General features: G+C 61.7%; 27 protein-coding genes. 4 read left to right on the top strand and 23 right to left on the bottom strand.

Going from position 1 to position 26,460, the window contains the following annotated elements:
• Positions 1-62: 62 nt before the first annotated feature.
• On the bottom strand, positions 63-992 hold the full coding sequence (locus FX984_RS11960) for an electron transfer flavoprotein subunit alpha/FixB family protein (RefSeq protein WP_027603632.1): 930 nt from the start codon (positions 990-992) through the stop codon (positions 63-65).
• A 2-nt stretch (positions 993-994) separates the two neighbouring features.
• Positions 995-1,744 carry an electron transfer flavoprotein subunit beta/FixA family protein gene (locus FX984_RS11965; RefSeq protein ID WP_065924817.1) on the bottom strand — a complete coding sequence of 250 codons (750 nt, stop codon included), beginning with the start codon at positions 1,742-1,744 and terminating at the stop codon, positions 995-997.
• Between the two features lie 533 nt (positions 1,745-2,277).
• On the opposite strand from FX984_RS11965, the gene FX984_RS11970 reads away from it, so the two are divergent.
• Positions 2,278-3,942: an electron transfer flavoprotein-ubiquinone oxidoreductase gene (locus tag FX984_RS11970; protein ID WP_027603630.1), complete on the top strand. Its 1,665-nt coding sequence runs from the start codon at positions 2,278-2,280 to the stop codon at positions 3,940-3,942.
• An 80-nt stretch (positions 3,943-4,022) separates the two neighbouring features.
• On the opposite strand, the gene FX984_RS11975 is transcribed toward FX984_RS11970, so the two are convergent.
• Positions 4,023-4,916, bottom strand: a complete 894-nt coding sequence (locus FX984_RS11975) for an AraC family transcriptional regulator (RefSeq protein WP_027603629.1) — start codon at positions 4,914-4,916, stop codon at positions 4,023-4,025.
• Between the two features lie 182 nt (positions 4,917-5,098).
• Here FX984_RS11975 and FX984_RS11980 point away from each other — a divergent pair, with 182 nt between their 5' ends.
• Positions 5,099-6,151 carry an NAD(P)-dependent alcohol dehydrogenase gene (locus tag FX984_RS11980; protein ID WP_027603628.1) on the top strand — a complete coding sequence of 351 codons (1,053 nt, stop codon included), beginning with the start codon at positions 5,099-5,101 and terminating at the stop codon, positions 6,149-6,151.
• Here FX984_RS11980 and FX984_RS11985 read toward each other — a convergent pair whose 3' ends face one another.
• The 6 genes from FX984_RS11985 to FX984_RS12010 all read right to left on the bottom strand — a co-directional run bounded on the left by FX984_RS11985 (position 6,152) and on the right by FX984_RS12010 (position 12,022).
• A complete protein-coding gene (locus tag FX984_RS11985) occupies positions 6,152-6,955 on the bottom strand; it encodes an IclR family transcriptional regulator (protein WP_027603627.1) in 804 nt (267 codons plus the stop codon).
• An 87-nt stretch (positions 6,956-7,042) separates the two neighbouring features.
• Positions 7,043-8,008, bottom strand: coding sequence for an L-arabinose ABC transporter permease AraH (gene araH / locus FX984_RS11990; RefSeq protein ID WP_065924819.1), 966 nt, complete (start codon positions 8,006-8,008; stop codon positions 7,043-7,045).
• A 19-nt stretch (positions 8,009-8,027) separates the two neighbouring features.
• Positions 8,028-9,527 (bottom strand): L-arabinose ABC transporter ATP-binding protein AraG, encoded by a 1,500-nt coding sequence (araG, locus tag FX984_RS11995; RefSeq protein ID WP_154905347.1) that lies wholly within the window; start codon positions 9,525-9,527, stop codon positions 8,028-8,030.
• Positions 9,524-10,510 carry a substrate-binding domain-containing protein gene (locus tag FX984_RS12000; RefSeq protein ID WP_065926341.1) on the bottom strand — a complete coding sequence of 329 codons (987 nt, stop codon included), beginning with the start codon at positions 10,508-10,510 and terminating at the stop codon, positions 9,524-9,526. Before FX984_RS12000 ends, araG begins: the two co-directional genes overlap by 4 nt.
• 37 nt (positions 10,511-10,547) lie before the next feature.
• Positions 10,548-11,369, bottom strand: coding sequence for an SDR family oxidoreductase (locus FX984_RS12005; protein ID WP_146477395.1), 822 nt, complete (start codon positions 11,367-11,369; stop codon positions 10,548-10,550).
• Positions 11,370-11,542: 173 nt separating this feature from the next.
• Positions 11,543-12,022, bottom strand: a complete 480-nt coding sequence (locus FX984_RS12010) for a GNAT family N-acetyltransferase (protein ID WP_027607824.1) — start codon at positions 12,020-12,022, stop codon at positions 11,543-11,545.
• Between the two features lie 198 nt (positions 12,023-12,220).
• Here FX984_RS12010 and FX984_RS12015 point away from each other — a divergent pair, with 198 nt between their 5' ends.
• Together FX984_RS12015 and FX984_RS12020 are read left to right on the top strand one after the other, a co-directional pair.
• The gene (locus FX984_RS12015) at positions 12,221-12,553 is read left to right on the top strand and encodes a hypothetical protein (RefSeq protein ID WP_027607823.1); all 333 of its coding nucleotides are present in this window, start codon (positions 12,221-12,223) and stop codon (positions 12,551-12,553) included.
• Positions 12,554-12,604: 51 nt separating this feature from the next.
• Positions 12,605-12,871 (top strand): hypothetical protein, encoded by a 267-nt coding sequence (locus FX984_RS12020; protein ID WP_027607822.1) that lies wholly within the window; start codon positions 12,605-12,607, stop codon positions 12,869-12,871.
• 62 nt (positions 12,872-12,933) lie between these two features.
• Here FX984_RS12020 and FX984_RS12025 read toward each other — a convergent pair whose 3' ends face one another.
• The 14 genes from FX984_RS12025 to fabF form a co-directional block, all read right to left on the bottom strand.
• Complete coding sequence (locus FX984_RS12025) at positions 12,934-13,851, bottom strand: PfkB family carbohydrate kinase (RefSeq protein WP_027607821.1); 918 nt, start codon at positions 13,849-13,851, stop codon at positions 12,934-12,936.
• Positions 13,844-15,310 carry a purine-cytosine permease family protein gene (locus FX984_RS12030; protein WP_027607820.1) on the bottom strand — a complete coding sequence of 489 codons (1,467 nt, stop codon included), beginning with the start codon at positions 15,308-15,310 and terminating at the stop codon, positions 13,844-13,846. Before FX984_RS12030 ends, FX984_RS12025 begins: the two co-directional genes overlap by 8 nt.
• Positions 15,311-15,369: 59 nt before the next feature.
• Positions 15,370-16,371, bottom strand: coding sequence for an ADP-ribosylglycohydrolase family protein (locus tag FX984_RS12035; protein ID WP_146477392.1), 1,002 nt, complete (start codon positions 16,369-16,371; stop codon positions 15,370-15,372).
• Positions 16,368-17,081, bottom strand: a complete 714-nt coding sequence (locus tag FX984_RS12040) for a GntR family transcriptional regulator (RefSeq protein WP_051429403.1) — start codon at positions 17,079-17,081, stop codon at positions 16,368-16,370. Before FX984_RS12040 ends, FX984_RS12035 begins: the two co-directional genes overlap by 4 nt.
• 70 nt (positions 17,082-17,151) lie before the next feature.
• On the bottom strand, positions 17,152-17,712 hold the full coding sequence (locus tag FX984_RS12045; RefSeq protein WP_027607817.1) for a DUF1285 domain-containing protein: 561 nt from the start codon (positions 17,710-17,712) through the stop codon (positions 17,152-17,154).
• A gap of 16 nt (positions 17,713-17,728) precedes the next feature.
• The gene (locus FX984_RS12050) at positions 17,729-18,334 is read right to left on the bottom strand and encodes a DUF4823 domain-containing protein (protein WP_027607816.1); all 606 of its coding nucleotides are present in this window, start codon (positions 18,332-18,334) and stop codon (positions 17,729-17,731) included.
• Positions 18,335-18,478: 144 nt separating this feature from the next.
• Complete coding sequence (locus tag FX984_RS12055) at positions 18,479-19,447, bottom strand: GTP 3',8-cyclase MoaA (protein WP_027607815.1); 969 nt, start codon at positions 19,445-19,447, stop codon at positions 18,479-18,481.
• Between the two features lie 114 nt (positions 19,448-19,561).
• On the bottom strand, positions 19,562-20,230 hold the full coding sequence (locus tag FX984_RS12060) for a TetR/AcrR family transcriptional regulator (RefSeq protein WP_027607814.1): 669 nt from the start codon (positions 20,228-20,230) through the stop codon (positions 19,562-19,564).
• A gap of 444 nt (positions 20,231-20,674) precedes the next feature.
• The gene (locus FX984_RS12065) at positions 20,675-21,460 is read right to left on the bottom strand and encodes a TatD family hydrolase (protein WP_115489001.1); all 786 of its coding nucleotides are present in this window, start codon (positions 21,458-21,460) and stop codon (positions 20,675-20,677) included.
• 63 nt (positions 21,461-21,523) lie between these two features.
• Positions 21,524-22,513, bottom strand: coding sequence for a DNA polymerase III subunit delta' (locus FX984_RS12070; RefSeq protein WP_146477390.1), 990 nt, complete (start codon positions 22,511-22,513; stop codon positions 21,524-21,526).
• Entirely contained in the window at positions 22,506-23,138 is a 633-nt protein-coding gene (gene tmk / locus FX984_RS12075) for a dTMP kinase (protein WP_027607811.1), read from the bottom strand. Before tmk ends, FX984_RS12070 begins: the two co-directional genes overlap by 8 nt.
• Before the next feature lie 19 nt (positions 23,139-23,157).
• Positions 23,158-24,279 carry an endolytic transglycosylase MltG gene (mltG, locus tag FX984_RS12080; RefSeq protein WP_146477388.1) on the bottom strand — a complete coding sequence of 374 codons (1,122 nt, stop codon included), beginning with the start codon at positions 24,277-24,279 and terminating at the stop codon, positions 23,158-23,160.
• 1 nt (position 24,280) lies between these two features.
• A complete protein-coding gene (gene pabC / locus FX984_RS12085; RefSeq protein ID WP_146477385.1) occupies positions 24,281-25,096 on the bottom strand; it encodes an aminodeoxychorismate lyase in 816 nt (271 codons plus the stop codon).
• Positions 25,096-26,340, bottom strand: coding sequence for a beta-ketoacyl-ACP synthase II (gene fabF / locus FX984_RS12090; RefSeq protein ID WP_108574838.1), 1,245 nt, complete (start codon positions 26,338-26,340; stop codon positions 25,096-25,098). Before fabF ends, pabC begins: the two co-directional genes overlap by 1 nt.
• Positions 26,341-26,460: the final 120 nt, after the last annotated feature.

A 26,460-nucleotide genomic window follows, 5' to 3' on the forward strand; every position in this document is an offset into this window, starting at 1 on the left:
AAAGCCCGGGCCAAAAAAAGCCCGGTCACTAGACCGGGCTCTTTATAAGTGAAGCGGCTGGATTAGACCAGCTTCTCCAACTCAGGTACGGCTTCGAACAAGTCCGCCACCAGGCCGTAATCGGCCACCTGGAAGATCGGTGCTTCTTCGTCCTTGTTGATCGCGACGATCACCTTGGAGTCTTTCATGCCGGCCAAGTGCTGGATCGCGCCGGAGATACCGACGGCGATGTACAGCTGTGGCGCAACGATCTTGCCGGTCTGGCCGACCTGCATGTCGTTGGGTACGAAGCCTGCGTCGACGGCCGCGCGGGAGGCGCCGACCGCAGCGCCGAGCTTGTCGGCCAGGGCGTACAGGTGCTTGAAGTTGTCACCGTTCTGCATGCCGCGGCCGCCGGAAACGACGATCTTGGCAGCGGTCAGCTCAGGACGGTCCGACTTGGCCAGCTCTTCGCCGACAAAGCTGGAGGTGCCAGCGTCGTGGGCCGCGGAAACAGCTTCAACGGCAGCCGAGCCACCTTCAGCGGCAACCGGGTCGAAACCGGTGGCACGCACGGTGATGACTTTGACGGCAGCGGTCGATTGCACGGTGGCAATCGCGTTACCGGCGTAGATCGGGCGCTTGAAGGTGTCGGCGCTTTCTACCGAGATGATCTCGGAGATCTGGTCAACGTCCAGCTGCGCGGCAACGCGTGGCAGGATGTTTTTGCCGTTGGAAGTGGCGGCAGCCAGGATGTGGCTGTAGCCAGCGCCCAGCTCTGCTACCAGAGGGGCGACGTTTTCCGGCAGTTGGTGAGCGTAAGCGGCATTGTCGGCCAGCAGTACTTTGCTCACGCCAGCCACTTTGGCTGCAGCCTCAGCCACGGCGCCAGCGCCTTGACCGGCGACCAGTACGTGGATGTCGCCACCGATTTTAGCGGCAGCAGCAACAGTGTTCAGGGTGGCCGGGGCCAGCACCTTGTTGTCGTGTTCAGCGATTACCAAGATAGTCATTTTTAGATTACCTTCGCTTCGTTTTTCAGTTTCTCGACCAGTTCAGCCACCGACTTGACCTTGATGCCCGCGCTGCGTGCAGCCGGCGCTTCGACTTTGACGGTCTTGTTGGTGGAGGCGGTGGAAACGCCCAAAGCATCCGGAGTCAGCACTTCGAGAGGCTTCTTCTTGGCTTTCATGATGTTTGGCAGGGACGCGTAGCGCGGCTCGTTCAAACGCAGGTCGGTGGTGACGATGGCCGGCAGTTTCAGGGAAACCGTCTGCGCGCCGCCGTCGATTTCACGGGTCACGGCAACGTTGTCGCCGCTCACTTCGACTTTGGAAGCGAAGGTGCCCTGGCCGTAACCGGTCAGTGCAGCCAGCATCTGGCCAGTCTGGTTGTTGTCGCTGTCGATCGCCTGTTTGCCGAGGATCACCAGCTGAGGCTGTTCCTTGTCGACAACGGCCTTGAGCAACTTGGCCACGGCCAGGGAGGTCAGCTCTTCAGCGGACTCGACCAGGATAGCGCGGTCGGCACCCAGTGCCAGGGCGGTACGCAACTGCTCTTGAGCAGTGGTCGGGCCGATGGAAACCACAACGATTTCAGTCGCCACGCCTTTCTCTTTCAGGCGTACGGCTTCTTCCACGGCGATTTCACAGAAAGGGTTCATCGACATCTTGACGTTAGCAAGGTCGACGCCGGAATTGTCCGCCTTGACGCGAACTTTCACGTTGTAATCGACAACGCGTTTGACAGCTACAAGAACCTTCATGGATTCCTCGTTACTCTCCGGTGAAAAGAAAGTCGCCTAGGCGAACCTGGCGGTTGATGCTCATCGGCACACAAGGGCACCTCCAAAAACGGCGGCGAATGACCTTGCTCACGGGAAGTGATGACCGTTCGTCAGTGGTGACTGGGAGGTCATTCTTTATCGCGGCGTGTAAACTGCGCGCCATCAATTAAACGCGCGTCACCTGTTTTGCCTTTGCCGTGCTTTTGGACGTGCTCTTGAAACCTACAGTCTGCCTACGGTCTGTGCAAAACCGACCGTATATTGACCGGAACGCCTATTCTGGTCAATACGGCAAAATGGCCAGTCATAAGCCGCGTTGCTTTGATTTACCTAGCCTGCGGGCAATTCAAACAAACGTTTGTATTGGACGCTGACAGTGGTCTATATATAATGCGCCACCTAGAGAGACAGGTGGGTCATCCCCTGCCGTTGCGCACGGCGATGACGGACACGACACCGAACCTCCACCCATTAGAAAAAAAGCCTGTTGAGCCTTGAGTAGGAGATAGCCTGTGGAACGCGAATACATGGAATTCGACGTGGTCATCGTCGGCGCTGGCCCGGCGGGCCTGTCTGCCGCCTGCCGACTGAAGCAGAAGGCCGCCGAAGCCGGTAAGGAAATCAGCGTCTGCGTGGTCGAGAAAGGCTCCGAAGTGGGCGCACACATCCTCTCCGGTGCCGTGTTCGAGCCCCGCGCCCTGAACGAACTGTTCCCGGACTGGAAGGAACTCGGCGCCCCGCTCAACACCCCCGTGGTGCGCGATGACATCTATGTGCTGCGCAGCGCCGACACCTCCACCAAGGTGCCTGACTTCTTCGTGCCCAAGACCATGCACAACGAAGGCAACTACATCATCTCCCTGGGCAACCTGTGCCGCTGGCTGGCCCAGCAGGCCGAGAACCTGGGCGTGGAAGTCTACCCAGGCTTCGCCGCCCAGGAAGCACTGTTCGATGAAAACGGCGTGGTGCGCGGGATCATCACCGGCGACCTGGGCGTCGACCGTGAAGGCCAGCCAAAGGAAGGCGTCTATACCCCCGGCATGGAACTGCGCGGCAAGTACACGCTGTTCGCCGAAGGCTGCCGTGGGCATATCGGCAAGCAGTTGATCCAGCGTTTCAACCTGGACAGCGACGCCGACGCCCAGCACTACGGCATCGGCCTCAAGGAAATCTGGGAAATCGACCCGGCCAAGCACCAGCCAGGCCTGGTGGTGCACACCGCCGGTTGGCCGCTGGACATCATGAGCAACGAGAACACCGGTGGCTCGTTCCTCTATCACCTGGAAAACAACCAGGTGGTGGTTGGTCTGATCGTCGACCTGTCCTACAGCAACACCTTCCTGTCGCCCTTCGATGAGTTCCAACGCCTCAAGCACCACCCGGTGCTGGCCCAGTACCTGGAAGGCGGCAAGCGCATCAGCTACGGCGCACGCGCCCTGGCCAAGGGAGGTATCAACTCGTTGCCGAAGATGGTCTTCAAGGGCGGCGCGCTCATCGGCTGCGACCTGGGCACCATGAACGTGGCCAAGATCAAGGGCAGCCACACTGCGATGAAGTCCGGCATGCTCGCTGCCGATGCCGTGGCCGAACGCCTGCTGGCCGAATCCGAAGGCGGCGATGAGCTGACCAACTATGTCGACAGCTTCAAGGCAAGCTGGCTCTACGAAGAACTGTTCGCCAGCCGCAACTTCGGCCCGGCGATGCACAAGTTCGGCCCGATCATCGGCGCCGGCTTCAACTGGTTCGACCAGAACATCCTCGGCGGCAAGATGCCGTTCACCCTGCACGACACCAAGCCGGACTACGCCTGCCTGAAGCTGGCCAAGGACAGCAAGAAGATCGACTACCCGAAACCCGACGGCAAGTTGAGCTTCGACAAGTTGAGCTCGGTGTTCATCTCCGGTACCAACCACGAAGAAGAGCAGCCGTGCCACTTGAAGTTGAAAGACCCAAGCATCCCGATCGGCACCAACCTGCCGCTCTACGATGAACCGGCGCAGCGTTACTGCCCGGCGGGCGTGTATGAAGTGATCACCCAGGAAGACGGCGAGAAGCGCTTCCAGATCAACGCCCAGAACTGCGTGCACTGCAAGACCTGTGACATCAAGGACCCTTCGCAGAACATCACGTGGGTCACACCGGAAGGTGCGGGCGGGCCGACTTACCCGAATATGTAAGCCAAGCGAGGCTCCCGAATGGGAGCCTTTTTTATGCAGTCAAACTCGGACAACTGTGGGAGGGGGCTTGCCTGAAATGACTAGGCAGCCCGCTCTTCGCCAGGGTTGCGCTCGAAGTAGCGCTTGTACTCGCGACTGAACTGCGACGTACTCTGGTACCCCACGCTATGCGCCGCCTGCGCCACGCCCATGCCCTCCACCAGCAGCAACTGCTGAGCCTTGAGCAAGCGCAAACGCTTCAAGTACTGCACCGGCGACAGCAGCGTGCAACGCTTGAAATGCTCGTGAAACGTCGACGCACTCATATGCGCGTACCCCGCCAACGTCTCGATATTCAGCGGCTCGGCGTAATGGGCATGCAGGTGATTCAACGACGTGGCGATCCGCGAAAACTGCCCCTGCTGTTCCACCAAGGCGCGCAGCACATCGGCCTGGGGGCCGCGCAAGGCGGTGAACAATAATTCCCGCACCCGCGCCGGGCCCATGATCCGGCTTTCCAGTGGATCGTGCAGGCACTGCAGCAGCCGCTCCACGCAGCCGCGCATGGCGTCATCCAGGACCACCGAACTCATCGACTCCAGGGTTTGCGCGGTCGGCGGCGGACCGGCCTGCATGCCCATGGCCATCACCAACTCACCCAGCACCACGCGGTCGATGCCCACGGTCACCCCCAGCAGCGGCGCACCGGGCGCCATGGCGAATGTCTCGCACTCGAACGGCACCGGCATCGCCTGGATCAGGTAGTGCCCGGCGCCATACTCCAGCGTACGCGGGCCCAGGTAGGCGACCTTGCTGCCTTGGGCGACGAACATCAGGCTCGGCTCGTAGATCTGCGGACCGCGTGCCACGTCGCAACTGGCGCGCAGTACTTGCACACCCGGCAGGTGGGTCGGGGAGAAACCGTCGCGGGACGTCAGCCCCTCGATCAGGGCAACCAGCGTGGCGTTAGCATCAACATGGCGGGTCAACAGCATGGCAAAAAACTTCGCGAATAAGGGATGAGAGCATCATCGCAGGTCTGGCCGCAGATGAATCCAAACAGGGGGCACTCCCGGACGAATAGGCATGAGACTCGGAGCAATCGCCATGGCCGCATCAGGGGGTGACGCGGAAAATGGCCCGCCTCATCTGTCCCTGCTTTTGCGAGGTTTTCGCCATGTATACCGCCATCGGTTACGCCGCCCAGTCGGCCACCACTCCCCTCGCCCCCATGTCGTTTGAACGCCGCAGCCCGCGCGCCGATGACGTGGCCATCGAGATTCTCTACTGCGGCGTGTGCCATTCCGACATCCACCAGGCGCGCAACGAATGGGGCATCGCCGTGTACCCGCTGATGCCGGGCCACGAGATCGTCGGCAAGGTCACCGCCGTCGGCGCCCGCGTGACCGCGCATAAAGTCGGTGACCTGGTCGGCGTCGGCTGCATGGTCGATTCGTGCCGCCACTGCGAAGCGTGCAAATCGGACCTGGAGCAATATTGCCTCGAAGGCCCGACCATGACCTACGCCACACCGGACCGCGTCGATGGCAGCAACACCATGGGCGGTTACTCCGACAGCATCGTGGTCAGCGAGCACTTCGTGGTGAAGATCCCGGCCAAGCTCGACCTGGCCAGCGCCGCGCCGATCCTGTGCGCAGGCATCACCACCTATTCGCCGCTCAAGCACTACGGCGTCAAGGCTGGCGACAAGGTCGGGGTTCTCGGCATGGGTGGCCTGGGCCACATGGGCATCAAGTTCGCCAAGGCCATGGGCGCGGAAGTGACACTGTTCACCCGCTCGGCGAGCAAGGCTGAAGAAGGTCGTCGCCAGGGTGCCGACCATGTGATCGTGTCCACCGATGCCGAACAGATGCAAGCCGCCGCCGGCAGCTTTGACTTCCTGCTCGACACCATCCCGGTGCAGCACGACCTGAACCCCTACCTCGACGTATTACGCTTTGATGGCGTGCACATCCTGGTTGGCCTGATCGAGCCCGTGGACCCACCGGTCAACGCCGCCAAACTGGTATTGGGGCGTAAAGTGCTGGCCGGTTCGCTGATCGGTGGCATTGCCGAAACCCAGGAAGTCCTGGATTTCTGCGCCGAGCATGGCATCACCTGCGACATCGAAATGCTCGACATCCGCCAGATCAACGAGGCCTACACCCGCATGATCGCCGGTGATGTGAAGTACCGCTTTGTCATCGACATGGCGACCTTGAAGGTCTGATCAGGCCTTCGCACCCAACTCCGCCGACAGCCGTGCTGCGACCTGTTTGATCACAGGGATCAGCTCGGCCATTTTCTCCAGCGGCATGTAGGGCACGGTACTGGCGATGCTGATGCCGGCGACGATTCGCCGGCTGGCATCGCGCACCGGTGCCGCTACGCAACGGATCGACGGTTCGTTGTCTTCCAGGTCGAACGCATACCCGCCCACCACATACTCACGCATGCGCTGCTCGAACTGCGCCCAGGACTGTTCTGGATGCTGCGGCCATTGCAGGTTTTTCCCACCCGCCGGCAGGCTGGTCTCGTACAAGCGCTGCCACTCTTGCACCGAGTCATCCAGCAGCATCGCCTTGCCCACGCCCGTGCGCGCCAACGGCATGCGATGGCCGACCCGCGAGCGCATTTCCGGACCGTTGCGGCCAGGGTTCTTGTGCAGGTAGAGCACATCGTCGTATTCGCGAATGGCCAGGTGGATGGTGTCGCCGGTCAATGCCGACAGCTCATCCAGGTACGGCACCGCCAGGGTCACCAGCGGCAGCTCTTCGCGGGCCTGAAACCCCAGCTCGATCAACTTCGGCCCCAACAGGTAGCCGACTTGCGGCACCACGCGCAGGTAACGCTCTTCCACCAGGCAACTGGCCAGGCGGTGGGTGGTGCTGCGGGTGGTGCCGATGCGCCTGGCGATCTCTTTCAGATCCCGCGCACCGGCCGCCACCGCCTGCACGACGCCCAGGCCACGCAGCAGGGTCTGGGTGCCGGTGGGGGCAGCGTCTTTGACGGGGGTGTGGGCGTTTTCCTGCATATCGGGCCTATAGGTATGAAAGCGGGGGCATTATGGCAAATACCGTCCCTCAATACAGTGGCGATCCAAAGGTGGGAGGTGTTCGGTCTAGCGCTGCTTCATGCGGTCGATGATGACCGCCAGCAACAGGATCGAACCACGAATCACGTACTGGTAGAAGGTGTCGATATTCTTCAGGTTCATCGCGTTCTCGATGATCGCCAGGATCAGCACCCCGGCAATCACATGGCGGATCATGCCGATGCCGCCGCTCAACGACACCCCGCCCAGCACGCAGGCGGAAATCACCGTCAGCTCGAACCCCTGGCCGATCATCGGCTGGCCCGAGGTCATGCGCGAGGCGAGGATCACCCCGGCCAAGGCGCCGATCAGGCCGTGCACGGCGAAGATGATGATCTTGGTGCGATCAACGTTCACCCCGGCGAGCAACGCCGCTTCCTGGTTCCCCCCGATCGCCATGGTGTTGCGCCCATAGGTGGTGTAGTTCAACAGCCAGCCAAAAAACACAAAGCACAGCACGGTGATGATGATCGGCACCGGCACGCCCAACAGTTGGCCGTTGCCGAACACAAAGAAATCCTCGTTCATCACCCCTACCGCTTTGCCGTTGGAGAAGATATAGGCCAGGCCGCGCACGATCTGCATGGTCGCCAACGTCGCGATCAACGCATTGATACGCAGCTTGGCGATGACAATGCCGTTGATCAGCCCCACCACCAGACCCATGGCCAATGCAGCGGACACACCGAGCGCCACGCTGTCGGTGTCGCGAATCACGATCCCCGCCACCACACCGGCGCAGGCGATCACCGAGCCCACCGACAGGTCGAAGTGCCCCGAGGCCAGGCAGAACAGCATGGTGCAGGCGGCGATGCCCACGGTGGAAATCGCCAGGCCCAGGCCACGCATGTTCAGCGGCGAGAGGAAGTTGTCGATAAACAGCGCGCTGAGCACAAAGATGCCCAATGCCGCCAGCAGCATCACCCAGTCATCGAGAAACTTGCGCTGGTTGAAACCCGGCCAGAAGCCCTTTGCAGTTTTTACCTGAGACATGCCTACACCCTCTTATTCTTCAAGCCCGCGAACGCGGGAGTGCCAATTGCAGCAGGCGTGCTTCATCCGCTTGATCGCGGCTCAGCTCGCCGGTCAGCGCGCCTTCGCTCATCACCAGGATGCGATCGGAGATGCCCATCACTTCCATCAGGTCGCTGGACACCACAATCACCGCAATACCGCTGGCGGCCAGGTTATGAATGATCTGGTAGATCTCCGACTTGGCGCCGATGTCGATGCCGCGAGTCGGCTCGTCCAGCAGCAGCACCTTCATCGGCATCGACAGCCAGCGGCCAAGAATGGCTTTCTGCTGGTTGCCGCCGGACAGGTACATGATCTTTTGCGCGGCAGTCGGGGTTTTGACCTTCATTGCCTTGATCTGCTGGTCGGCATTGCCCTTCTCCCAGCCATCGCGCAGTAACCAGCCGAACGAAGAGTGGGCGCCACGGGCGCTGATATTGATGTTCTCGGCGACGCTGGACAGCGGAATGATGCCTTCCTTCTTGCGGTCTTCCGGGCACAGCAGTACACCGGCGGCGATGGCGTCGCGGGGCGAGCGCAGTTGCAGGGCCTCCCCACATAACTCAAGGCTGCCGGCGCTGGCGCGCTCCAAGCCGCTGAGCAAACGGAACAGCTCCGTGCGCCCTGCCCCGACCAAGCCGAACAGGCCGAGAATCTCGCCCTTGCGCACCTCAAAACTGACCGGCTCACGCAAACCCGGGCCCAACAAACCGTCGACCTTGAGCGCCACCTCGCCGTGCTCGCGCGGGCGGTAGTCGTAGATGTCCTGGATGTCGCGACCGACCATGCAGGTCACCAACTGGTCGTGGGTCAGCGCGCTCATGTCATCGAAGGTGCGCACGTAGCGGCCGTCCTTGAACACCGTCACCGCGTTGCAGATGCGGAACACTTCTTCCATGCGGTGCGACACGTAGAGCACCACTTTGCCCTCGTCCCGCAGGCGCGCGATGATCGCCATCAAGCGGTCGATCTCCCGCGCCGACAGGCTGCTGGTGGGTTCGTCGAAGGCAATCACATGGGCGCCACGGGACAGCGCCTTGGCGATTTCCACCAGTTGGCGCTGGCCCAGGGACAGACGCCCGAGTTTTTCCTCGGGGTCGATTTCATCCGCCAGGCCCTTGAGGCAAGCCAGGGCCTGCTTGCGCAGCAGGCCCCGGTTGACCACGCCGAAGCGCGAGGGCAAATGCCCGAGGAACAGGTTTTCGGCGACGGTCATTTCCGGCACCAGGTGCAGCTCCTGGTGGATCACCGCGACGCCGCTGGCGATGCTGTCGGCGGCGCATTTGAACGCCATGGTCTGCGCGCCGATCTGCACGCTGCCGCTGCTGGGAATATAGGCGCCGCCGAGGATCTTCAGCAGCGTCGACTTACCGGCACCGTTCTCGCCCATCAGGGCGTGTACCTGCCCCGGGTGGGCGGTGAAGCTGATGCCGTCCAGCGCCTTGACCCCGGGAAAGGTCTTGCCGATAGCGTCGAAACGCAGGGCTGCCGCCGTCATTTCCACAGCCCGATCTTGGTCAGTTCTTCCTGGAAGTTGGCGCGGGTGATCAGGGTCACTTCATCCATGGCCGTGTACTTCGGCGGTTCGGTGCCCTTGGTGACCCACTCGTACATCATCAGCGCAGTGTTGTAGCCCTCGATGTGCGGGCTTGGCAGCATGGAGCCGAAGAAGCCGCTGTTGGCCTTCTTCAATTCGCCGATGGCGTCGGTGCCATTGATGCCGATACCGATCACATTGGCCGCAGCGAAACCGGCGCTTTCGGTGGCGCGCACGCCGCCGAGCACGGTGTTGTCGTTCATGCCGCCGATGATCAGGTTTTTCGCACCGCTGGGCAGCTTGACCAGGGCCGAGTTGGTGGCGTCCATGCTGCCGGGGACGTCGAGGGTTTTCAGTGCGGCGGTGAGGATGTGGTCTTTAGGGATGCCGGCTTCTTCGAGGGATTTGATCGAGCCGTCGGTGCGTTTCTTGCCGGTGTCGAGTTCATTGAAGGTGTTGATCACCGCGTAGGTGTCCTTCCAGTCCCAACCGCGTTTTTTCGCCTCGGCGGCCATGGCCGCGCCCTGTTTCTGGCCGACTTCAAAGGCGGCCATGCCCAGGTACGGCACGTCCTCCATGAAGTTGCCCTTGGCATCGACAAAGCGGTCATCCACGGCAATCACTTTCAAGCCGTTGGCCTTGGCCTTGGCGACGATCGCCGGGCCCAGGGACACATCCGGCGGGCAGATCACAAAGCCCTTGGCGCCGTTGGCGGCCAGGCTGTCGATGGCCGAGAGGGTTTTCTCGCCATCGGGCACGGCGATCTTGATCACGGTAAAGCCATGCTCCTTGCCGGCTTTTTCGGCAAAGGCCCATTCGGTCTGGAACCACGGTTCCTCGGCCTGCTTGACCAGGAAACCGATCTTCACTTCCTCGGCAAATGCGAAAGTACTGAGGCCGCTGAGCACGGCGGCAGCTGCCAGTACGCGTATTGCTTTTTTCATGAACGGCACCTCTTGTTGTTATTGGGAGTGGCAAGTTCTAGTCGTGGTACATCACCGACCGCCCGCCATCGATCATCAGGCAGGTGGCATTGATAAAGGGCGCCTCGTCGGTGGCCAGGAACAGCGCCGTCATCGCCACCTCGACGGGCTGGCCGATGCGCTTGGGCGGGTGCAGGTCGAACGCGCGCTGGCGCTCGGCGTGGGGGTCGGGGAAACCGTTCCAGTAATCGACGTTGAGCTGGGTCTCGATATAACCCGGGGCGATGGCATTCACGCGGATGCCCTTGGGCGCGTATTCGATACCCAGGGCGCGGGTGAGCCCGAGCAGGCCATGCTTGGCCACGGGATAAGGGAAACAGCCGGGAATGATGTGGCTGGAATGGGTGGAGGCGATATTGATGATGTTGCCGATGCCCTGCTCGAGCATGTGCGGCAACACCGTGCGGCAGCCGTACCAGGCGCCGTCGAGGTCGATGGCGAAGCAACGGCGCCAGTCTTCGTCGCTCATCTCCAACGGGTCGCGGAACACGTTGACCCCGGCGCAGTTGACCAGCACATCCACCCGGCCGAAGCGCTCAATGGCCACATTGACCAACGCCAGCCATTGCGCTTTGCAGGTGATATCGACGGGTTGGGCGTAGATCTCGGCGCCGCGTTCGCGCCAGTGGGCGGCGACTTTCTCGACCTTGTCGCCCTGTATATCCGCGATCACCAGGCGCGCCTGCTGGGCCTGGAAACACGCGACGATCGCCTCACCAATGCCCTGGGCGGCGCCGGTGATGATCACCACCTTGTTCTTCAGGCGCTCGCCGTAGGTTGGCTCGGGCACGGCGGGTAATGACAACGGTTGGGCCTGCATCGCGTCACCTGTTTTATTTTTGGCAGTGAGTGCTGATGCAGACGACTATAAACCCATCATTTGAAATATCTCAATATATAAATTTGCATCCCATATAGTGAGCAAAATCAAAAAATAATGTGGGAGCAAGCCGCCTCCCACATTTGATCTACAGTGCTTTCAAAACGGTGGCTTCAGCCGAGGGCGAAGTCCCGCAGCGCATCACCTTCCATGCGATAACGCACCCACTCCTCCTGCGGCTGGGCACCGATGGATTTGTAAAAGGCAATCGCCGGCTCGTTCCAGTCCAGCACGCTCCACTCGAAGCGCGCGCAACCGTTATCAAAGGCAATCTTCGCCAAATGACGCAACAGCTTCTTGCCCGCCCCGCCGCCACGCTGTTCCGGGTTGATGTACAGGTCTTCCAGGTACAGGCAGTTGCTGCCCAGCCACGTGGAATAGCTGAAAAAGAACACCGCAAACCCAATCGGCAAACCATCCCGCGAGCAGATCAGGCCATGGGCCGTGGCGCCCTCGCTGAACAGGCTGCGCTGGATGTCCACCACGCTGGCGATCACTTCATGCCGGGCTTTCTCGTACTCGGCGAGTTCGGTGATGAAAGTCAGGATCTGCGCAGCATCGCTGGGCACGGCGGGGCGAATCTCGATGGTCATGGGCGAGCCTTGGCAATTTCAAAGCACACATACTAAGGCGCTTTGATGACTGATTGCAGTGCAATTTATGGGGAACCCGGCAGCCGACACACAAAATCTTACAGGTGCCACGGCACCGTTCGTCGCCACCCAGGCACGATCATCAAGGCACAACTGACCAATAGAGGGTAAGGACATCAATCATATGGAGACACCCTCATGAAGCATTCCAAGTTTGCCGCCCTCGCATTTGCCGGCCTGTTGTCTTCGGTTTCGCTGAGTGGTTTCGCTGCCACGTCGTCCACCGGTCCTACCAACCCGGACGCCACCACGGAATCGCAGAAATCCATGGGCACCGGCCTGGACACCAACGGCGGCGCGGTCATCGATAACACCAATGGTGCCGACCCGCATACCCAGGGCCACGATACCCAACGCCAGGCTCCCGCTGCCGTCGGCAACGGCAAAATGGGTCCTTCGGTGAATGAGCCGAAGATCAATAAAGGCGATGACTCGAACCTGCCGGGCGCGCCGAAACAGCCTGCGCCTTAACGCTTCACACACAATCGCAACACCCGATCATTCCCCAATGAAGAGGTACGCATGAACGTCGATAAAGACCTTGAAAAAGAAGTCCTCACCCGCCTGCTGCACGCTCATCCCCAGGGGCTGGGCAAGGAGGTGCTGGATAACTACCGCGGAGAGAAAGTGGTCGCCAGTGCGTTGGCATTTCTGCAGGACCGCGGGTTGATCAAGGATGGGCATGTGACCACCGACGACGCCGGTGAATACTCGCTGAATCTGCCGATCAAGTTGACGGCGTCAGGTGTGGATGAAGCGCGCAAGCTCGAAGGTGAAACGCGCCAGTAGCCCTCATGCAAAACCCAATGTGGGAGGGAGTAAACCTTCCTCTCACATGCTTGGGCCTATCTTCAGTCCGTAAGTAATGCGTCGACTTCGGCGGTGCCCGGGGAAGTTGCCGGCCCCCAACGCGTCACCGCCAGGGCCGCCGCTGCATTCGCCCGCCGCGCCGCCTCAGCAGGTTTCAAACCATCCGCCAAACCCGCAATAAACACCCCCGCATGCGCATCCCCCGCGCCATTGCTGTCGACCGCCTGTACCTTGAAGCCGGGCACATGCTCGATCTGACCCGCACGCCCCACCCAGCAGCCATTCGGTCCGTCACGCACCACCAATAGCGTCTCGGCGCGCAGGTGCTGGCTGAGCGCCGGCAACGCGGCAGCGATGTCCGCCGCGCCGGTAAACGCCAAGGCTTCAGGACCATTGCTGGTCCAGATATCGATACGTGGCAACAGCGCACCCATCAAGGCCGAATCCGGCGCTTTGACCAGCGGCCCCGGATCGAACACCACCACGACTTCCCGGGGCAGTGCCAGCAGCCAGTCGATCAGCGCCTGGGCCTTGCCTTCCAGGAGCAGGCTGTAGCCACTGACATAGACGTAGTCGTCGACACGCGCTGCGACGGTGGTCAAATCCTCCTGGCTGAGTTCACCCTCGACGCCGATATGGGAAATGAACGTGCGCTCGGTGGTGGCTTCGGTCAAGGACACACACAAGCCAGTGTCCTTTGCGCTGCTGGCTGCCAGGGCCATTTCAATGCCCTCGGCCTGCATCGCCGCGCGGGCCAGGTCGCCGAAGCGACCAGTGCCGTGACGGCCCAGATAGACCACCGGCAAGCCATTGCGCCGCGCCGCCGCCATCACATTGAAGCCCCCGCCGGCTTCGAAGCGGGCGGACTTGGCCAGCACGTCGCCGCCGGTCGCGGGCAAGGTGTCGAGGGCCATGACCAGGTCGACGATGACCTGGCCGGTGTGCAGCAATCTAGACATTAGCACTCTCTACCAACGCCGGACGACGGTCAGTCGCGCCGCCCAGTACCGCATAAATCCCACCGGCAACCAGGAAAGTGACGATCCAGCCCAGGCCATTGTGGCCCAGCCAGGAGTCGGACAACGGCCCGGCGAACCAGATGTTCTCGGCAGTGGTGCCGATGGTGGTGAAGCTGAAACCCAGCACGATGGCCACGGCCCAGGCGCCGAAGGCGCGCCATTCCACACCGCCGCGATACCAGTAGGCGCTGCTCGGGCTCACGTCCAGCAGGTCCTTGGGGCTGTAGTAGTGACGATGGATCAGGTCGACCACGAAGATCCCCACCCACGCGGTGATCGGCACCGCCAGCAACGAGATGAAGGTGATGAACGGGCCGTAGAAACTGTCGGCGATCAGCATGAAGTAGATGGAGCCGGCGAAGATCGCCACGATGTCGACGATCACCGCATGCACGCGCTTGACCTTCAGGCCAAGGGTCAAGGTGGTCAGGCCGGCCGAATACACCGACAGGTTGTTCGACAGCAGCAGCCCGCCAAACGCAGTGATCAGGTACGGCACCGCCATCCAGGTGGGCAGCATGTCGCGGATCGCGATGATCGGGTCAGTGGCCGCGGCCAGGTCGTTGTTGCCGACCGACAGCAGGCCGCCGAGGGTAATCAGCAACACCAGCGGAATGCCCGCACCAAACGCCGCCGACGCCACCAGGCGCACGGCGGTGACGCTGCGGTGCTGGTAGCGCGACATATCGGCACCGGCGTTGGCCCAGCCGATACCGGTACCGGCGGCCATGGTACCGACGCCGATGATCATCGCGCTCAGGGGAGCCGGGGTGGTGTGGAACACCGCGCTCCAGTCGATGGTGGCGCAGAGGAAACCGCCCACCAGGATATTCAACGCGCCGAACACGTAGGTGGCCCACTTCTGGATCACCAGCAAGGTGGCGTGGCCGAGGCCCGAAACGGCCAAGGTCAGCAACACGAAAATGCCGATGAAGATCAGGGTGAGGACCGGTGCGCTTTTCGCTTCCACCGCAGAGCCGAACAGAATCGAACACAACGACAGCAGCACGAAGGCCGCCGTGGTGGTGTTGACGGTTTCCCAGCCCAGGCGCGACATCAACGACACCAGCGTCGGGCCGATATTGCCGCGCACGCCGAAGATGGCGCGGGACAAGGTCAGGCTGGGGGCACGGCCGCGACGGCCGGCGATGGAGATGATGCCCACCACGGCGAACGAGCCCGCGGCGCCGAGGATCGCGACGATGATCGCCTGCCAGATGGCCAGGCCGCGAAACGCCACGAGGGTGGCGCCGAGGGGCAGGCCGAGGATGCTGATATTGGCGGCGAACCACACCCAGAACAGTTGCAGTGGATGGCCGTTGCACTCGCCCTCAGGGACCGGTTCGATACCGCGGGTTTCCAATTGCCCGGCGCTTTGGCCGGAAGAAGTGCTGCTCATGAGTGGTGCTCCTGGTGCCTGTATTGTTGTGGTTGTGGCGGATACGCGGTCTTCCTGACTCAGCGCAATGCGAGCAAGCCTTGAACCAGCGGCTGCAGATCGAGGCCGTTGACCTGCTTGACCTGTTCGATCATCGATTCGGGCCAGCACTGCAGGCCGAGGCAGGCACCGAGCATCGCGCCGAGCATCGCGGCAATCGTGTCGGTATCGCCGCCCAGGCTGGCAGCCAGGCACAGGGCTTCGAACGCGTTCATGGCCCCCACCGCCACTTGCTGGGCGAGGGCAAACGACACCACCACCGACTCCTGGGAGGCGACGGAGGTGCCGATCAATTCATACAGCAGGTCGGCGAACAGGGCTGTGTCGCCGCTGCCGACGCTCAGGGTGCGCGCCCAACTGATACGGGTGGAGATGCGCCCGCCGGCAATCCAATGGCCATGGCCTTCCGCCTGTTGAGCCACCTGGGTGCCGATATTCAAGGCCTCACCCAAGTCCACACCGTTGATGCCTGCGGACACCACCGCCGCCACTGCCGCGGCGCTGGAGATGCCCAGGGTGGTGTTGTGGGTGACCTGGCAGGCCTGGATCACCGCCTGGATAAATCGCGCCGGGTCGCTGACATCGGCGGCGATCCCCACGGGCGTGATGCGCATGGCGGCGCCATTGGTGGTGCCGTAGCGCCCGGATTCTTCCGGGGTATGGCCGTTGAGGATCATGTCGATTGCACGCTTGGTCGACGGGCCGAGCAGATCCTGGGAACCTTTGGCGCGCATCACCGCTTCCCAATCGATCAGGCGCCGGGCGAGCACGGCGGGGTCGATCTTGCCTTGGCCCTCGACCAGCAGTTCACCCACCAGGATCGCTTGCTCGGTGTCATCGGTGATGGAGCCCGCCGGCATATTGGGCGCGATGGGTTGGTCGGCGTCGGCATCTTCCAGGCCGGTAATGGCACCGAAGCGCTGTTGCACTTGCTCACGGCTCAGGGATTGGGTGGGCATGCCCAGGGCATCGCCCAACGCCAGGCCGTAGAAAGCGCCGAGGGCGCGGGTATTGGGGGTCATTTCGAAGATCCAAACTGCAGGTGCAGGCGAAAGTGCAGAGGGTCGAGCAGGCTTTCGACGTACTCCATGAAGCGCTCGCGGCGATCGTAGGTGGTGCGCGAGGCCTTGAGGAACACCGTGCCCACCGGGCGGCCAAGCAGCTCGGCGTCTTCATCGCTGAGGGGCTCGGCGCCGATCCACTGGTCACCTTCGGCACCGACGTAACCGTAGGCTGCCAGGGTGATGGTCAGGGAATTGTCGATCAGCCCAACGCGCGGCAGGCTTTCCAGGCCACCGGACGCGGGCATCAGCGAGCGCTCAAGGGAAACGGCCGTGCCATCAGTCGTGCGGCGACGGCGGTCGAGGGCGATAAATTGGTCGGTGCCGAAGCGACTGAACAGATCGGCGCGCGTCACCGCTTCCAGGCGCAGGATATCGGTGGTCACCAGGGCCCCGGTGTCCGCCAGGGCCTGGGCCCAACCGCTGGTTTGATCCAGCGCCATGCCATCAAATGTGACGATGGAGCCCACGCCGCTCTGGGTCGCGATGTAATTGCGCCTTTTGAGTTCGGCGAGGGCTTCACGCAGCGTGCCCCGGCTGACCGCAAACTCTTCAGCCAGTTGATGCTCGCCCGGCAACAGGAAACCGTCGGCCATCACCCCTCCCTCGATACGGCGGATGAGCTCGTCGACGACGCGTTTTTTCTTATCAAATCGGACATGTCTAATCATGTACAAATTGATAACCGAAAGCGGCCATTTGCAGCAAGGGAATTATTTCAGGGAGATGAAAAAACCGGCCTCACGGCTCCAGGCCAATACGGAAAAACTCGCCGCCGCTCCATACGCCAAGCCAGTTCTGACCATTGATCGGGCGGCTCACTGCCAACTCCACCAATTGGTAGAACACATTGCGATGCACCAGGGCTTCGAGGTTGGTACGCACCCGCAGATAGGGGGACGGTTCCTGGGTGACGGGGTCGATCACCACCCGCAGTGGATGCTCGATATCGGCTGCAACCTGTTCGTCGACGTTGGTGGTGAAGCGCAGCACCTGGCTTTCGCCCTGCCCTTCGACGTCGAGGGTAACCGCGACAAAGGGCGCATCATCGACGGTGATACCGACTTTTTCCACCGGGGTGATCAGGAAGTAATCATCGCCATCGCGGCGGATGATAGTAGAGAACAATTTGACCATCGGCTTACGCCCGATCGGCGTGCCCTGGTAGAACCAGGTGCCGTCACGGGCGATGCGCATGTCGATGTTGCCGCAGAAATCCGGGTTCCACAGATGCACCGGCGCCGGTCCCTTGCCCTTGGGCAACTGAGCCAACAGATCGTTGGTCTTGGCGGAATCGGTCATGGTGTTCTCCTCGGTGTTACTGATCGCCCATGCCCAGCAGGCCTCGGGCGTACTGCGCCAAGGGGCGGGCAATCAGGTCTTCTGGCTTGTTGTCGTGGAACGTCAGTAAACCGCCACGACTGCGAATACGTGCAGTATCAATCAAATACTGGGTGCTGGTCTCGATCAACATGATCTGGATTACCCCGTTGTCCAGGCCAAGCCGGTCCAGCGCCTCTTGATCAGCCCATTCGTCGGCGTTGCCGATACGGTCATCGGCCTTGGCGAAGCGGCAGTACAGCAGATAATGGGCACCCGCCGCACGGGCTTCGGCCATCGCCTGCTCCAGGCCTTCCGGCTGACGAGCACGACGCACCATGGGGAAGTATTCGACGAAACCGTTGAAGGCTTCCTCCGCCACCACATTCGGCCGCGGGTAGGCGCTGCCGGGGGGTACGAACGCACCCTGGGCGATAAAGACAAAGGAATCCGGCTGTATGCGCACCGAGGCAGTCCGACGAGTGTCGCTGTGGTCCAGCAACCCGGCGTCGCTCATCTGATAACGGGTGCCTTCGGCCATATCGCTGACGGTCATGCAACCACTCAGCGTCAACGACGCCAGCAACAAAACCAGACTACGCATCCTAATCCTCCAGAAGCCGGTGACGGAAAACCGGCGAATGGGCACGAGATGCAGAATCCGCGCCATTTGGAAACAACGCAGAACTAAATGTGGGACGGGGCTTGCGCCCTCCCACATTGGATGATGTTTAATCTTGGGAAAGCATTATCCGCCAATTATCTTCATGACCGTCGCACCGCCGGAGAAGGCCACTTCCTGCTTGTCGCCCAAGGCCTTCATCAGCAGGCCTTGCAGGGCCGGCAGCGCCTGGTGGCGAGGCTTGTCCAACAGGTCGCCGACATAGTGACGGTTGCTCGACGACAGGCAGCCATGCAGCCAGCCGGTCGACGACAACCGCAGCCGTGAACAGGTACGGCAGAACGGCACGCTTTCGTTGGCGATCACGCCGAAGAAGCCTTTGCCCGGCACCTCGTAGCGTACCGCCGTGGCATCCACGGGAGCGTTGGCTTGCAGGTATTCGTGGTGTTCGCCGATCAGGCCGAGCAGTTGTTGCAGGCTGACGAACTGCTGCAGGAAGGCATTGGAGTCCTTGGCCAGGTGGCCCATGCGCATCAACTCGATAAAACGCAGCTCGTAGCCACGCTCCAGGCAGTAATCGAGCAGCGGCATCACCTGGTCGAGGTTCTGGCCGCGCAACGGCACCATGTTGACCTTGATCTTGATCCCGGCGGCACGCGCCTGGTCCATGCCATCGAGCACGGTCGCCAGGTCGCCGCCACGGGCGATGCTGCGAAAGGCATCGGCATCCAGGGTGTCGAGGGAAACATTGATGCGCCGAATCCCCGCATCCACCAGCAGCGGCAGTTTGCGCGCCAGCAACTGGCCGTTGGTGGTCAGGCTGATGTCGCTGAGGCCCATGCCGCCCACCGCGCCCATGAAGGCTTCCAGCTTGGGGCTGACCAGCGGTTCGCCGCCGGTGATACGCAAGCGGTCGATGCCCGCCGCCTCGATCAGGTAGGCCACGCCACGGGCCATGGCCTCGGCCGAGAGTTCGTCCTGGGCAGCCACCAGCCGCTTGCCGTTCGGCACGCAGTAGGTACACGCGTAGTTGCAGGCTGAGGTCAGGCTGATCCGCAAATTGCGAAAACGCCTGCCTTGACGATCAACGATCATGGATCACTCCGGCAGAGGATGATTCGGGCGCGCTAAAAGCTGACTGATAAATCAGCTTTTAGCAAGATCCTTGCCTGAGTATATTCCTGGGTTACTGCGCCTGGCAGCAAATCATTACGTGGCCGGGGTTTCGACGGGGGCCGCTTCAACCAGTGCCGGCTCGGAGCTGTGCTTACGCTTGTTGCCCATGCGCACACCGATGTCCATCAGGAACTGGAAGAAACCTTCCTGGTCTTCCAGCACATTGCTCCAGAACGGTGAGTGGTACAGCGCCACGGCGCCGTGCACCAAGGCCCAGGCGGCGCAGTAGTGGAAGTACGGCGGTACGTCTTCAAGCTTGCCTTCGCTGATGCGGCCCTTGATCAGCAGGGTCAGGCGCTCGAAGTTCGAGGCGCGAATCTTGTGCAACTCCTCGACCATCTCCGGCACTTGATGGCCCTTGACCACCTTCTCTTCCAGGCGGTCGAACAGGCGGTAGCGCTGCGGGTCACGCATGCGGAACTCGAAGTAGGCGCGGGACAGCGCTTCCTTGTCCTTGTCGACATCGGCCGAATGCAGCAGCTCGTTCAAGTCGCGCTCGTAGTCGAGCATCAGGCGCAGGTAGATCTCGGCCTTGGACTTGAAGTGCTTGTAGATCGTGCCTTTGCCGATACCCACGGCATCCGCGATCATCTCGACGGTGACGCTGTCTTCGCCTTGTTCGAGGAACAACTTGAGTGCGGTGTCGAGAATTTCCTGCTCACGGCGGCGAAACTCACGGACCTTACGGGGTTCTTTGTGCATGAGGAAGAGGTCTGCAAAGGTCGGAATAGGGAGGGCTGCGCAGGGCCACGAATACATGGCGATACGATTTACCCAGTGCGAGGGATTATCCCGACTGAACGGTCGTTGGGCAACGTCTATGTGAACCCGTCCTGCACTTTACTTTCAAGGTGCCAACGTTTTCATGTCTACCAGTCAGAAATAATACGCAACAACTGCACCCGTGCACTGCCCAATGAGAACTCAAGCGAAGCGCATGTATTCCAAATCTGTTTAAAAAACGATCAGTCGCGACTGGACTGAATCAGATACTGATCAATACTTGAACTGTCGGCGTGACATCTCCCCCAAGTGAAGCGCCGACCTGGGTACCGACGGACTGTGTGCCCTTGTTTTACTCCTAATGGTCTTAACCCGGATTCACCCCCCAGAACCCGGGTTTTTTTTGCCTGCGATTCAGTCGTGTCATGCAGCAACGTGGGCCAGCGGGAACAGGCGCTTGAAGTTCTCGGTGGTCTGCTCGGCAAAGCGCTCATAGGACTCACCGCGCAGCATCGCCAGGTAATCCGCCACATCCCGTACATATTCAGGCAGGTTCGGTTTGCCACGATGGGGAATCGGCGCCAGGTACGGCGAGTCGGTTTCCACCAGCAGGCGGTCGGCTGGCACCTGGCGCGCCACGTCGCGCAGGGCATCGGCATTGCGGAAAGTGACAATGCCCGACAGGGAAATATAGAACCCCAGGTCAAGTGCGGCCCTGGCCATGTCCCAATCCTCGGTAAAGCAATGCAACACGCCGGCCTGGGGCAACGCGGCTTCGCGCAACAGGGTCAGGGTGTCGGCACGGGCGCCACGGGTGTGGACGATCACCGGCTTGCCGGTTTGCCCGGCGGCCTGTAAATGCAGGCGAAACGAGGCCTGCTGCAACTCGGCGGCTTCCGGCTCGTAATGGTAGTCCAGGCCGGTTTCGCCAATGGCCACCACCCGCGGGTGATTGAGTTCGCCCAGCAGCCAGTCGAGGGCCGGGGCTTCGCCAGGCTTGAGATCCAGCGGGTGGATACCCACCGAGCAATCCACATCGGCATAACGCTCGGCCAGGGCTTTGACGTCGGCAGCATTGTCGGCGCTGACGCCAATGCACAGGAAATGCCCTACCCCACGCTGGCGTGCAGCGTCGAGGGCAGCATCCAGGGAGCCGCCGTGCTGGGCGAGGTCAAGGCGATCAAGGTGGCAATGGGAATCTACAAGCATAGGAAATTACGACTTAGGTCACGGAAAGTGTCTGGCCAACGATACATCCGTCGGCCACGGAAATTAACGCCGGCCGAGCAAGCCGACCCACTGCACCAGCAGCGCTTCAAGCAACAGCACGCGGTTGAGGTTGGCCTTGCCGAGCACCTTCTGGCGCTGGGCGAGGATCCAGTCCTGGATAGCCAGCACCTTGTCCTGGGCACTCTTCTGCGCGAGGTATTGCACCACCTTGCGCATGTCGGGCAGGCCCAGGCCGTTTTCGTCCTGGGTCAACTGGTAGCGCAGGATCAGGCTCGACCAATCACAGAACCAGTCGAACAGCAGCAGCAAGGGAATGTCCTTCCAGGCGCTTTCAGCCAACTGGGTGGCGGACAGCTCTTGCTTGAGCAGTTTTTTCACCCCATCCACAACCAGGGCGCGTTGCTCACGCACACCTTGGGCTTGCAGCTTGACGGCCGCCAGGGGGGAACCGGCCGCCAGGGTCAGCAACTCGATCCGCTCCTCTGCGGAGCAATCCGGCAGCGCCTTCGCCAGCCATTGCAGGCTCATGGTTTCACTGGGTAACGGGCAGGCCTGCTGTACGCACCGGCTGCGAATGGTCGGCAACAAGCGGCTGGACTGGTGGCTCACCAGCAACAGCACTGTGTCGCCGGAGGGTTCTTCCAGGCTCTTGAGCAAGGCGTTGGCGGCGTTGATGTTCATCGCCTCCACCGGCTCGATCAACACCACCTTGCGCCCACCCATCTGCGCGGTCTGCACCACGAAACTGACGAGGTCACGCACCTGGTCGACCTTGATCGCCTTGTCGGCTTCCTCGGGTTCGAGCAGGTAGTTGTCCGGGTGGCTGCCGGCCTTGAGCAACAGGCAGGATTTGCACGCGCCGCAGGCTTCAAGGTTGACCGGGCGCTGGCACAGCAGGCTGGCCATGAGTCGCTCAGCCAGATCGCGCTTACCAATCCCGGCCGGCCCGTGCAGCAAATAGGCGTGGGCGTGCTGGGCACGGCCGGCCAACTGCTGCCAGAGACTGTCCTGCCACGGGTAGGCTTCAGCCACGGGCGCGCTCCAACAGCTTGGGTAACAGGGCGTCGATGGCCTGCTGCACCTGCGTCAACGGCTGGGCCGCGTCCAGCAGGTGGTAGCGCGCCGGTTCAGCCTGGGCGCGCTTGAGAAACGCGCTGCGCACAGCATCGAAAAACCCCTGGCCTTCCAGTTCGAAACGGTCGAGACGCCCACGGGCGCTGGCGCGGGCCATGCCCACTGCCACCGGCAGGTCGAACAACAGAGTCAGGTCGGGACGTAGATCACCCTGCACAAAGGTTTCCAAGGTGGCGATACGCGCCAGGGACAAACCCCGGCCACCGCCCTGGTAGGCATACGTGGAATCGGTAAAACGGTCGCAGATCACCACGGCACCGCGGGCCAGGGCCGGACGAATCACCTCGGCCAGGTGCTGGGCACGGGCAGCGAACACCAGCAGCAGCTCGGTGTCCGGGTTCATCTGTTCTTCGCCTGGGGCCAGCAACACGTCACGGATGCGCTCGGCCAGGGGTGTACCGCCGGGCTCACGGGTCAACACCACCTCGACACCTTCAGCCCGCAAGCGGCCGGCCAGGTAATCGCGGTTGGTGCTTTTGCCGGCGCCTTCCGGGCCTTCCAGGGTAATAAACAAGCCAGTCACAGGCAGTCCTTAGTCAGAGTCATTGCGGGCTTTGCGGCGCGGCGGCATCCGGCGCGGGCTCGGCGGGAGCATCAGCAGGCGGCGCCAGGTCTTCCGGCGGTTTTACCAGCGGTGCCGGGCTTGAGCGGTAATCGGCACGGCGCTTGAGCTGGAACTCACGCACAGCAGCATTATGCGCACCCAGGTCATCGGAGAAAATATGGCTGCCGTCGCCACGGGCGACGAAATACAGGCTGCTGCCCGGCACCGGGTTCAACGCGGCATGGATCGCCTCGCGGCCGACCATGGCGATGGGTGTCGGCGGCAGGCCGGCCACCATGTAGGTGTTATAAGGGTTGGCTTCCTTGAGGTGCGCACGGGTCAACTTGCCGTTGTAGCGCTCGCCCAGGCCGTAGATCACGGTGGGGTCGGTCTGCAGCAGCATGCCGATCTTCAGGCGGCGTACGAACACACCGGCAATCTGCCCGCGCTCTTCCGGCACACCGGTCTCTTTCTCCACCAGGGAGGCCATGATCAAGGCTTGATAGGGGTCGGTATAGGGCACGTCGGCAGCACGCTTGCTCCACTCCTGGGCGAGGACATCATCCAGGCGGTTATAGGCTTTCTTCAGGAACTCGACATCGGTCATGCCGCGCACGAAGCGGTAGGTATCCGGGAAGAACCGACCTTCGGGGAACACGCCAGGATGGCCGAGCTTGTCCATCACTTCGCTGTCACTCAGGCCCGCCAGGGTCTGCACGATCTTTTCATGCTTGGCCAGGGCCGAACGCACCTGGCGGAAATTCCAGCCCTCCACCAGCGTCAGGCTGTATTGCACCACCTCGCCGTGCTGCCACAGGCCGATCAGGCCTTCGGCGGTCATGCCCGGGGTCATGCGGTATTCACCGCTGTGCAGCGGTTGGCCTTCCAGGTTGAAACGCCAATACAGGCGCAACCAGAACGCGCCGTCGAGCACGCCATCCGCCTCCAGACGATTGAAGGTGCCAGTGGGGGTGGCCCCTGCCGGCACATCGAGCAATTGCTCCTGGGTCAGATTCAACGGCTGCTTCAAGGCAGCGTCATATTTCCACGCGGAAAACCCCAACAGCAAAGCCGCCGAGAACAGACCGATCAGCAGCAGTACAACCAGTTTTCGTATCAACTCAAATATCCAATAGCGCGCGAACAATGCCCTGCAGTTTACGGGTGAGCGGCCCAACCGACCAGCTCATCGCAGCGCACCCACGCACCGGCCAAATGCCATAAACGCTGTTGCACACAAAGACTTCGTCAGCCTCCCGCAAGTGCTCGAGGCTGATGTCAGCCACGGCCACCGGGATGCCCAGGGCGCTCGCCTGAGCCAGAATCTCGGCGCGCATGACCCCTGCAACGCCGCAACGATTCAGATCGGCGGTTAGTAACAAGCCATTACTTACCAGGAACAGGTTGCTGAATACGCCTTCGATGACACGCCCGGACACATCCAGCATCAACCCTTCGGCATGTTCGGCATCCTGCCATTCGGCACGGGCGATCACCTGCTCGAGGCGATTGAGGTGCTTGAGACCGGCCAGCAACGGCTGCTCGGCCAGGCGGGTGGCACATGCAAACAGACGAACACCGTCGGTTCCATGGGCCTGGGGATAGGTCGCAGGCGGACTGCCCTGCAAGATACGACGCACCGGGGCCTGGGGGTTGACGCCATAACCGCGCAGGCTGTCGCCGCGGGTGAGGATCAGCTTGAGGACACCGTCGCCGAGAGCGGCGGCATAGGCCTGCACTTCGCTGCGGACCAAAGTCTGATCCACAACGAAAGCGAGGCGCCTGCAGCCCTCATCCAGGCGATGCAGGTGACGGTCAAGCAGCACGGGCTGCCCGGCCTTGACGGCGATGGTCTCGAACAGGCCATCACCGTACGCCAGGCCGCGATCTTTCAGGGGCACGCTGTCCGCTGGCTGACCGTCGACCCAGCTGTGCATCACTCGGCGAACCGGCGGAACACCAGGGAACCGTTGGTGCCACCGAAGCCGAACGAGTTGGAGATCGCAACGTCGATCGGCATCTGTTGCGGCTCATGCGGCACGAAGTTCAGGTCGCAGCCTTCGTCCGGCTCATCGAGGTTGATGGTCGGCGGAGCGACCTGATCCTTGATGGCCATCACGCTGAAGATCGCTTCTACCGCGCCCGCCGCACCCAAGAGGTGGCCGGTCATGGACTTGGTGGAGCTGACCGCCAGCTTGTAGGCGTGCTCGCCGAACACCGACTTGATGGCTTCGGCTTCCGCCAGGTCGCCCGTCGGGGTCGAGGTGCCATGGGCATTGATGTACTGCACTTGGTCCGTGTTGACCTTGGCATCGCGCAAGGCATTGGTGATGCACCGCGCAGCGCCGGCACCGTCGGACGGTGGCGAGGTCATGTGATAGGCGTCGCCACTCATGCCAAAACCGATCAACTCGGCATAGATGGTGGCACCACGCGCCTTGGCGTGCTCCAACTCTTCGAGCACCAGGGCACCGGCGCCGTCGGCCAGTACAAAGCCGTCACGGCCCTTGTCCCACGGACGGCTGGCACGGGTCGGCTCGTCATTGCGGGTCGACAGGGCACGGGAGGCGCCAAAGCCGCCCATTCCCAGGCCACAGGCGGCCATTTCAGCACCACCGGCGATCATCACGTCGGCTTCGTCATAGGCGATGTTACGCGCCGCCATGCCGATGCAGTGGGTACCCGTGGTGCACGCGGTGGCAATCGCGTAGTTAGGCCCCTGCGCCCCCAAGTGGATGGACAGGAAACCGGAAATCATATTGATGATCGAGCCAGGCACGAAGAACGGTGAAATTCGACGAGGGCCGGAATCATGCAGCGTGCGGCTGGTTTCTTCGATATTGGTCAAACCGCCAATACCCGAACCCATGGCCACGCCGATGCGCTCACGGTTGGCGTCGGTCACTTCCAGGCCAGCGTTACGCACTGCCTGAAAACCGGCTGCCAGGCCGTATTGAATGAACAGGTCGAGCTTGCGGGACTCTTTGATCGAGAGATATTCCTCGACATTGAACCCCTTTACCGAGCCGCCAAAACGGGTGGAATAGGCAGAAAGGTCCGTGTGTTCGATCAGACCAATACCACTGCGGCCAGCCAGAATGCCCTGCCAACTGCTCGGCACATCCGTACCCAGTGGCGACAACATACCCATACCGGTGACTACGACGCGTCTACGCGACACAGCACTCTCCTTTTTCTAATGACGACACTTTGCTTCAGAGCTTACTTTTCATCAGCGCTAAAGAAAAAACCGCACGCCGTTACAGCAGTGCGGTTTTTCCCTAACAGCAGGCGACGACTA

Origin of the sequence: Pseudomonas marginalis (assembly GCF_008692035.1) — a bacterium.
In the GTDB taxonomy this organism is placed as follows: Bacteria; Pseudomonadota; Gammaproteobacteria; order Pseudomonadales; family Pseudomonadaceae; genus Aquipseudomonas; species Aquipseudomonas marginalis.

Coding starts and splice junctions, on each gene's coding strand:
- FX984_RS11960 (WP_027603632.1), bottom strand. CDS start 992: ATGACTATCTTGGTAATCGCTGAACACGACAACAAGGTGCTGGCCCCG.
- FX984_RS11965 (WP_065924817.1), bottom strand. CDS start 1,744: ATGAAGGTTCTTGTAGCTGTCAAACGCGTTGTCGATTACAACGTGAAA.
- FX984_RS11975 (WP_027603629.1), bottom strand. CDS start 4,916: ATGCTGTTGACCCGCCATGTTGATGCTAACGCCACGCTGGTTGCCCTG.
- FX984_RS11980 (WP_027603628.1), top strand. CDS start 5,099: ATGTATACCGCCATCGGTTACGCCGCCCAGTCGGCCACCACTCCCCTC.
- FX984_RS11985 (WP_027603627.1), bottom strand. CDS start 6,955: ATGCAGGAAAACGCCCACACCCCCGTCAAAGACGCTGCCCCCACCGGC.
- araH (WP_065924819.1), bottom strand. CDS start 8,008: ATGTCTCAGGTAAAAACTGCAAAGGGCTTCTGGCCGGGTTTCAACCAG.
- araG (WP_154905347.1), bottom strand. CDS start 9,527: ATGACGGCGGCAGCCCTGCGTTTCGACGCTATCGGCAAGACCTTTCCC.
- FX984_RS12000 (WP_065926341.1), bottom strand. CDS start 10,510: ATGAAAAAAGCAATACGCGTACTGGCAGCTGCCGCCGTGCTCAGCGGC.
- FX984_RS12005 (WP_146477395.1), bottom strand. CDS start 11,369: ATGCAGGCCCAACCGTTGTCATTACCCGCCGTGCCCGAGCCAACCTAC.
- FX984_RS12010 (WP_027607824.1), bottom strand. CDS start 12,022: ATGACCATCGAGATTCGCCCCGCCGTGCCCAGCGATGCTGCGCAGATC.
- FX984_RS12015 (WP_027607823.1), top strand. CDS start 12,221: ATGAAGCATTCCAAGTTTGCCGCCCTCGCATTTGCCGGCCTGTTGTCT.
- FX984_RS12020 (WP_027607822.1), top strand. CDS start 12,605: ATGAACGTCGATAAAGACCTTGAAAAAGAAGTCCTCACCCGCCTGCTG.
- FX984_RS12025 (WP_027607821.1), bottom strand. CDS start 13,851: ATGTCTAGATTGCTGCACACCGGCCAGGTCATCGTCGACCTGGTCATG.
- FX984_RS12030 (WP_027607820.1), bottom strand. CDS start 15,310: ATGAGCAGCACTTCTTCCGGCCAAAGCGCCGGGCAATTGGAAACCCGC.
- FX984_RS12035 (WP_146477392.1), bottom strand. CDS start 16,371: ATGACCCCCAATACCCGCGCCCTCGGCGCTTTCTACGGCCTGGCGTTG.
- FX984_RS12040 (WP_051429403.1), bottom strand. CDS start 17,081: ATGATTAGACATGTCCGATTTGATAAGAAAAAACGCGTCGTCGACGAG.
- FX984_RS12045 (WP_027607817.1), bottom strand. CDS start 17,712: ATGACCGATTCCGCCAAGACCAACGATCTGTTGGCTCAGTTGCCCAAG.
- FX984_RS12050 (WP_027607816.1), bottom strand. CDS start 18,334: ATGCGTAGTCTGGTTTTGTTGCTGGCGTCGTTGACGCTGAGTGGTTGC.
- FX984_RS12055 (WP_027607815.1), bottom strand. CDS start 19,447: ATGATCGTTGATCGTCAAGGCAGGCGTTTTCGCAATTTGCGGATCAGC.
- FX984_RS12060 (WP_027607814.1), bottom strand. CDS start 20,230: ATGCACAAAGAACCCCGTAAGGTCCGTGAGTTTCGCCGCCGTGAGCAG.
- FX984_RS12065 (WP_115489001.1), bottom strand. CDS start 21,460: ATGCTTGTAGATTCCCATTGCCACCTTGATCGCCTTGACCTCGCCCAG.
- pabC (WP_146477385.1), bottom strand. CDS start 25,096: ATGCACAGCTGGGTCGACGGTCAGCCAGCGGACAGCGTGCCCCTGAAA.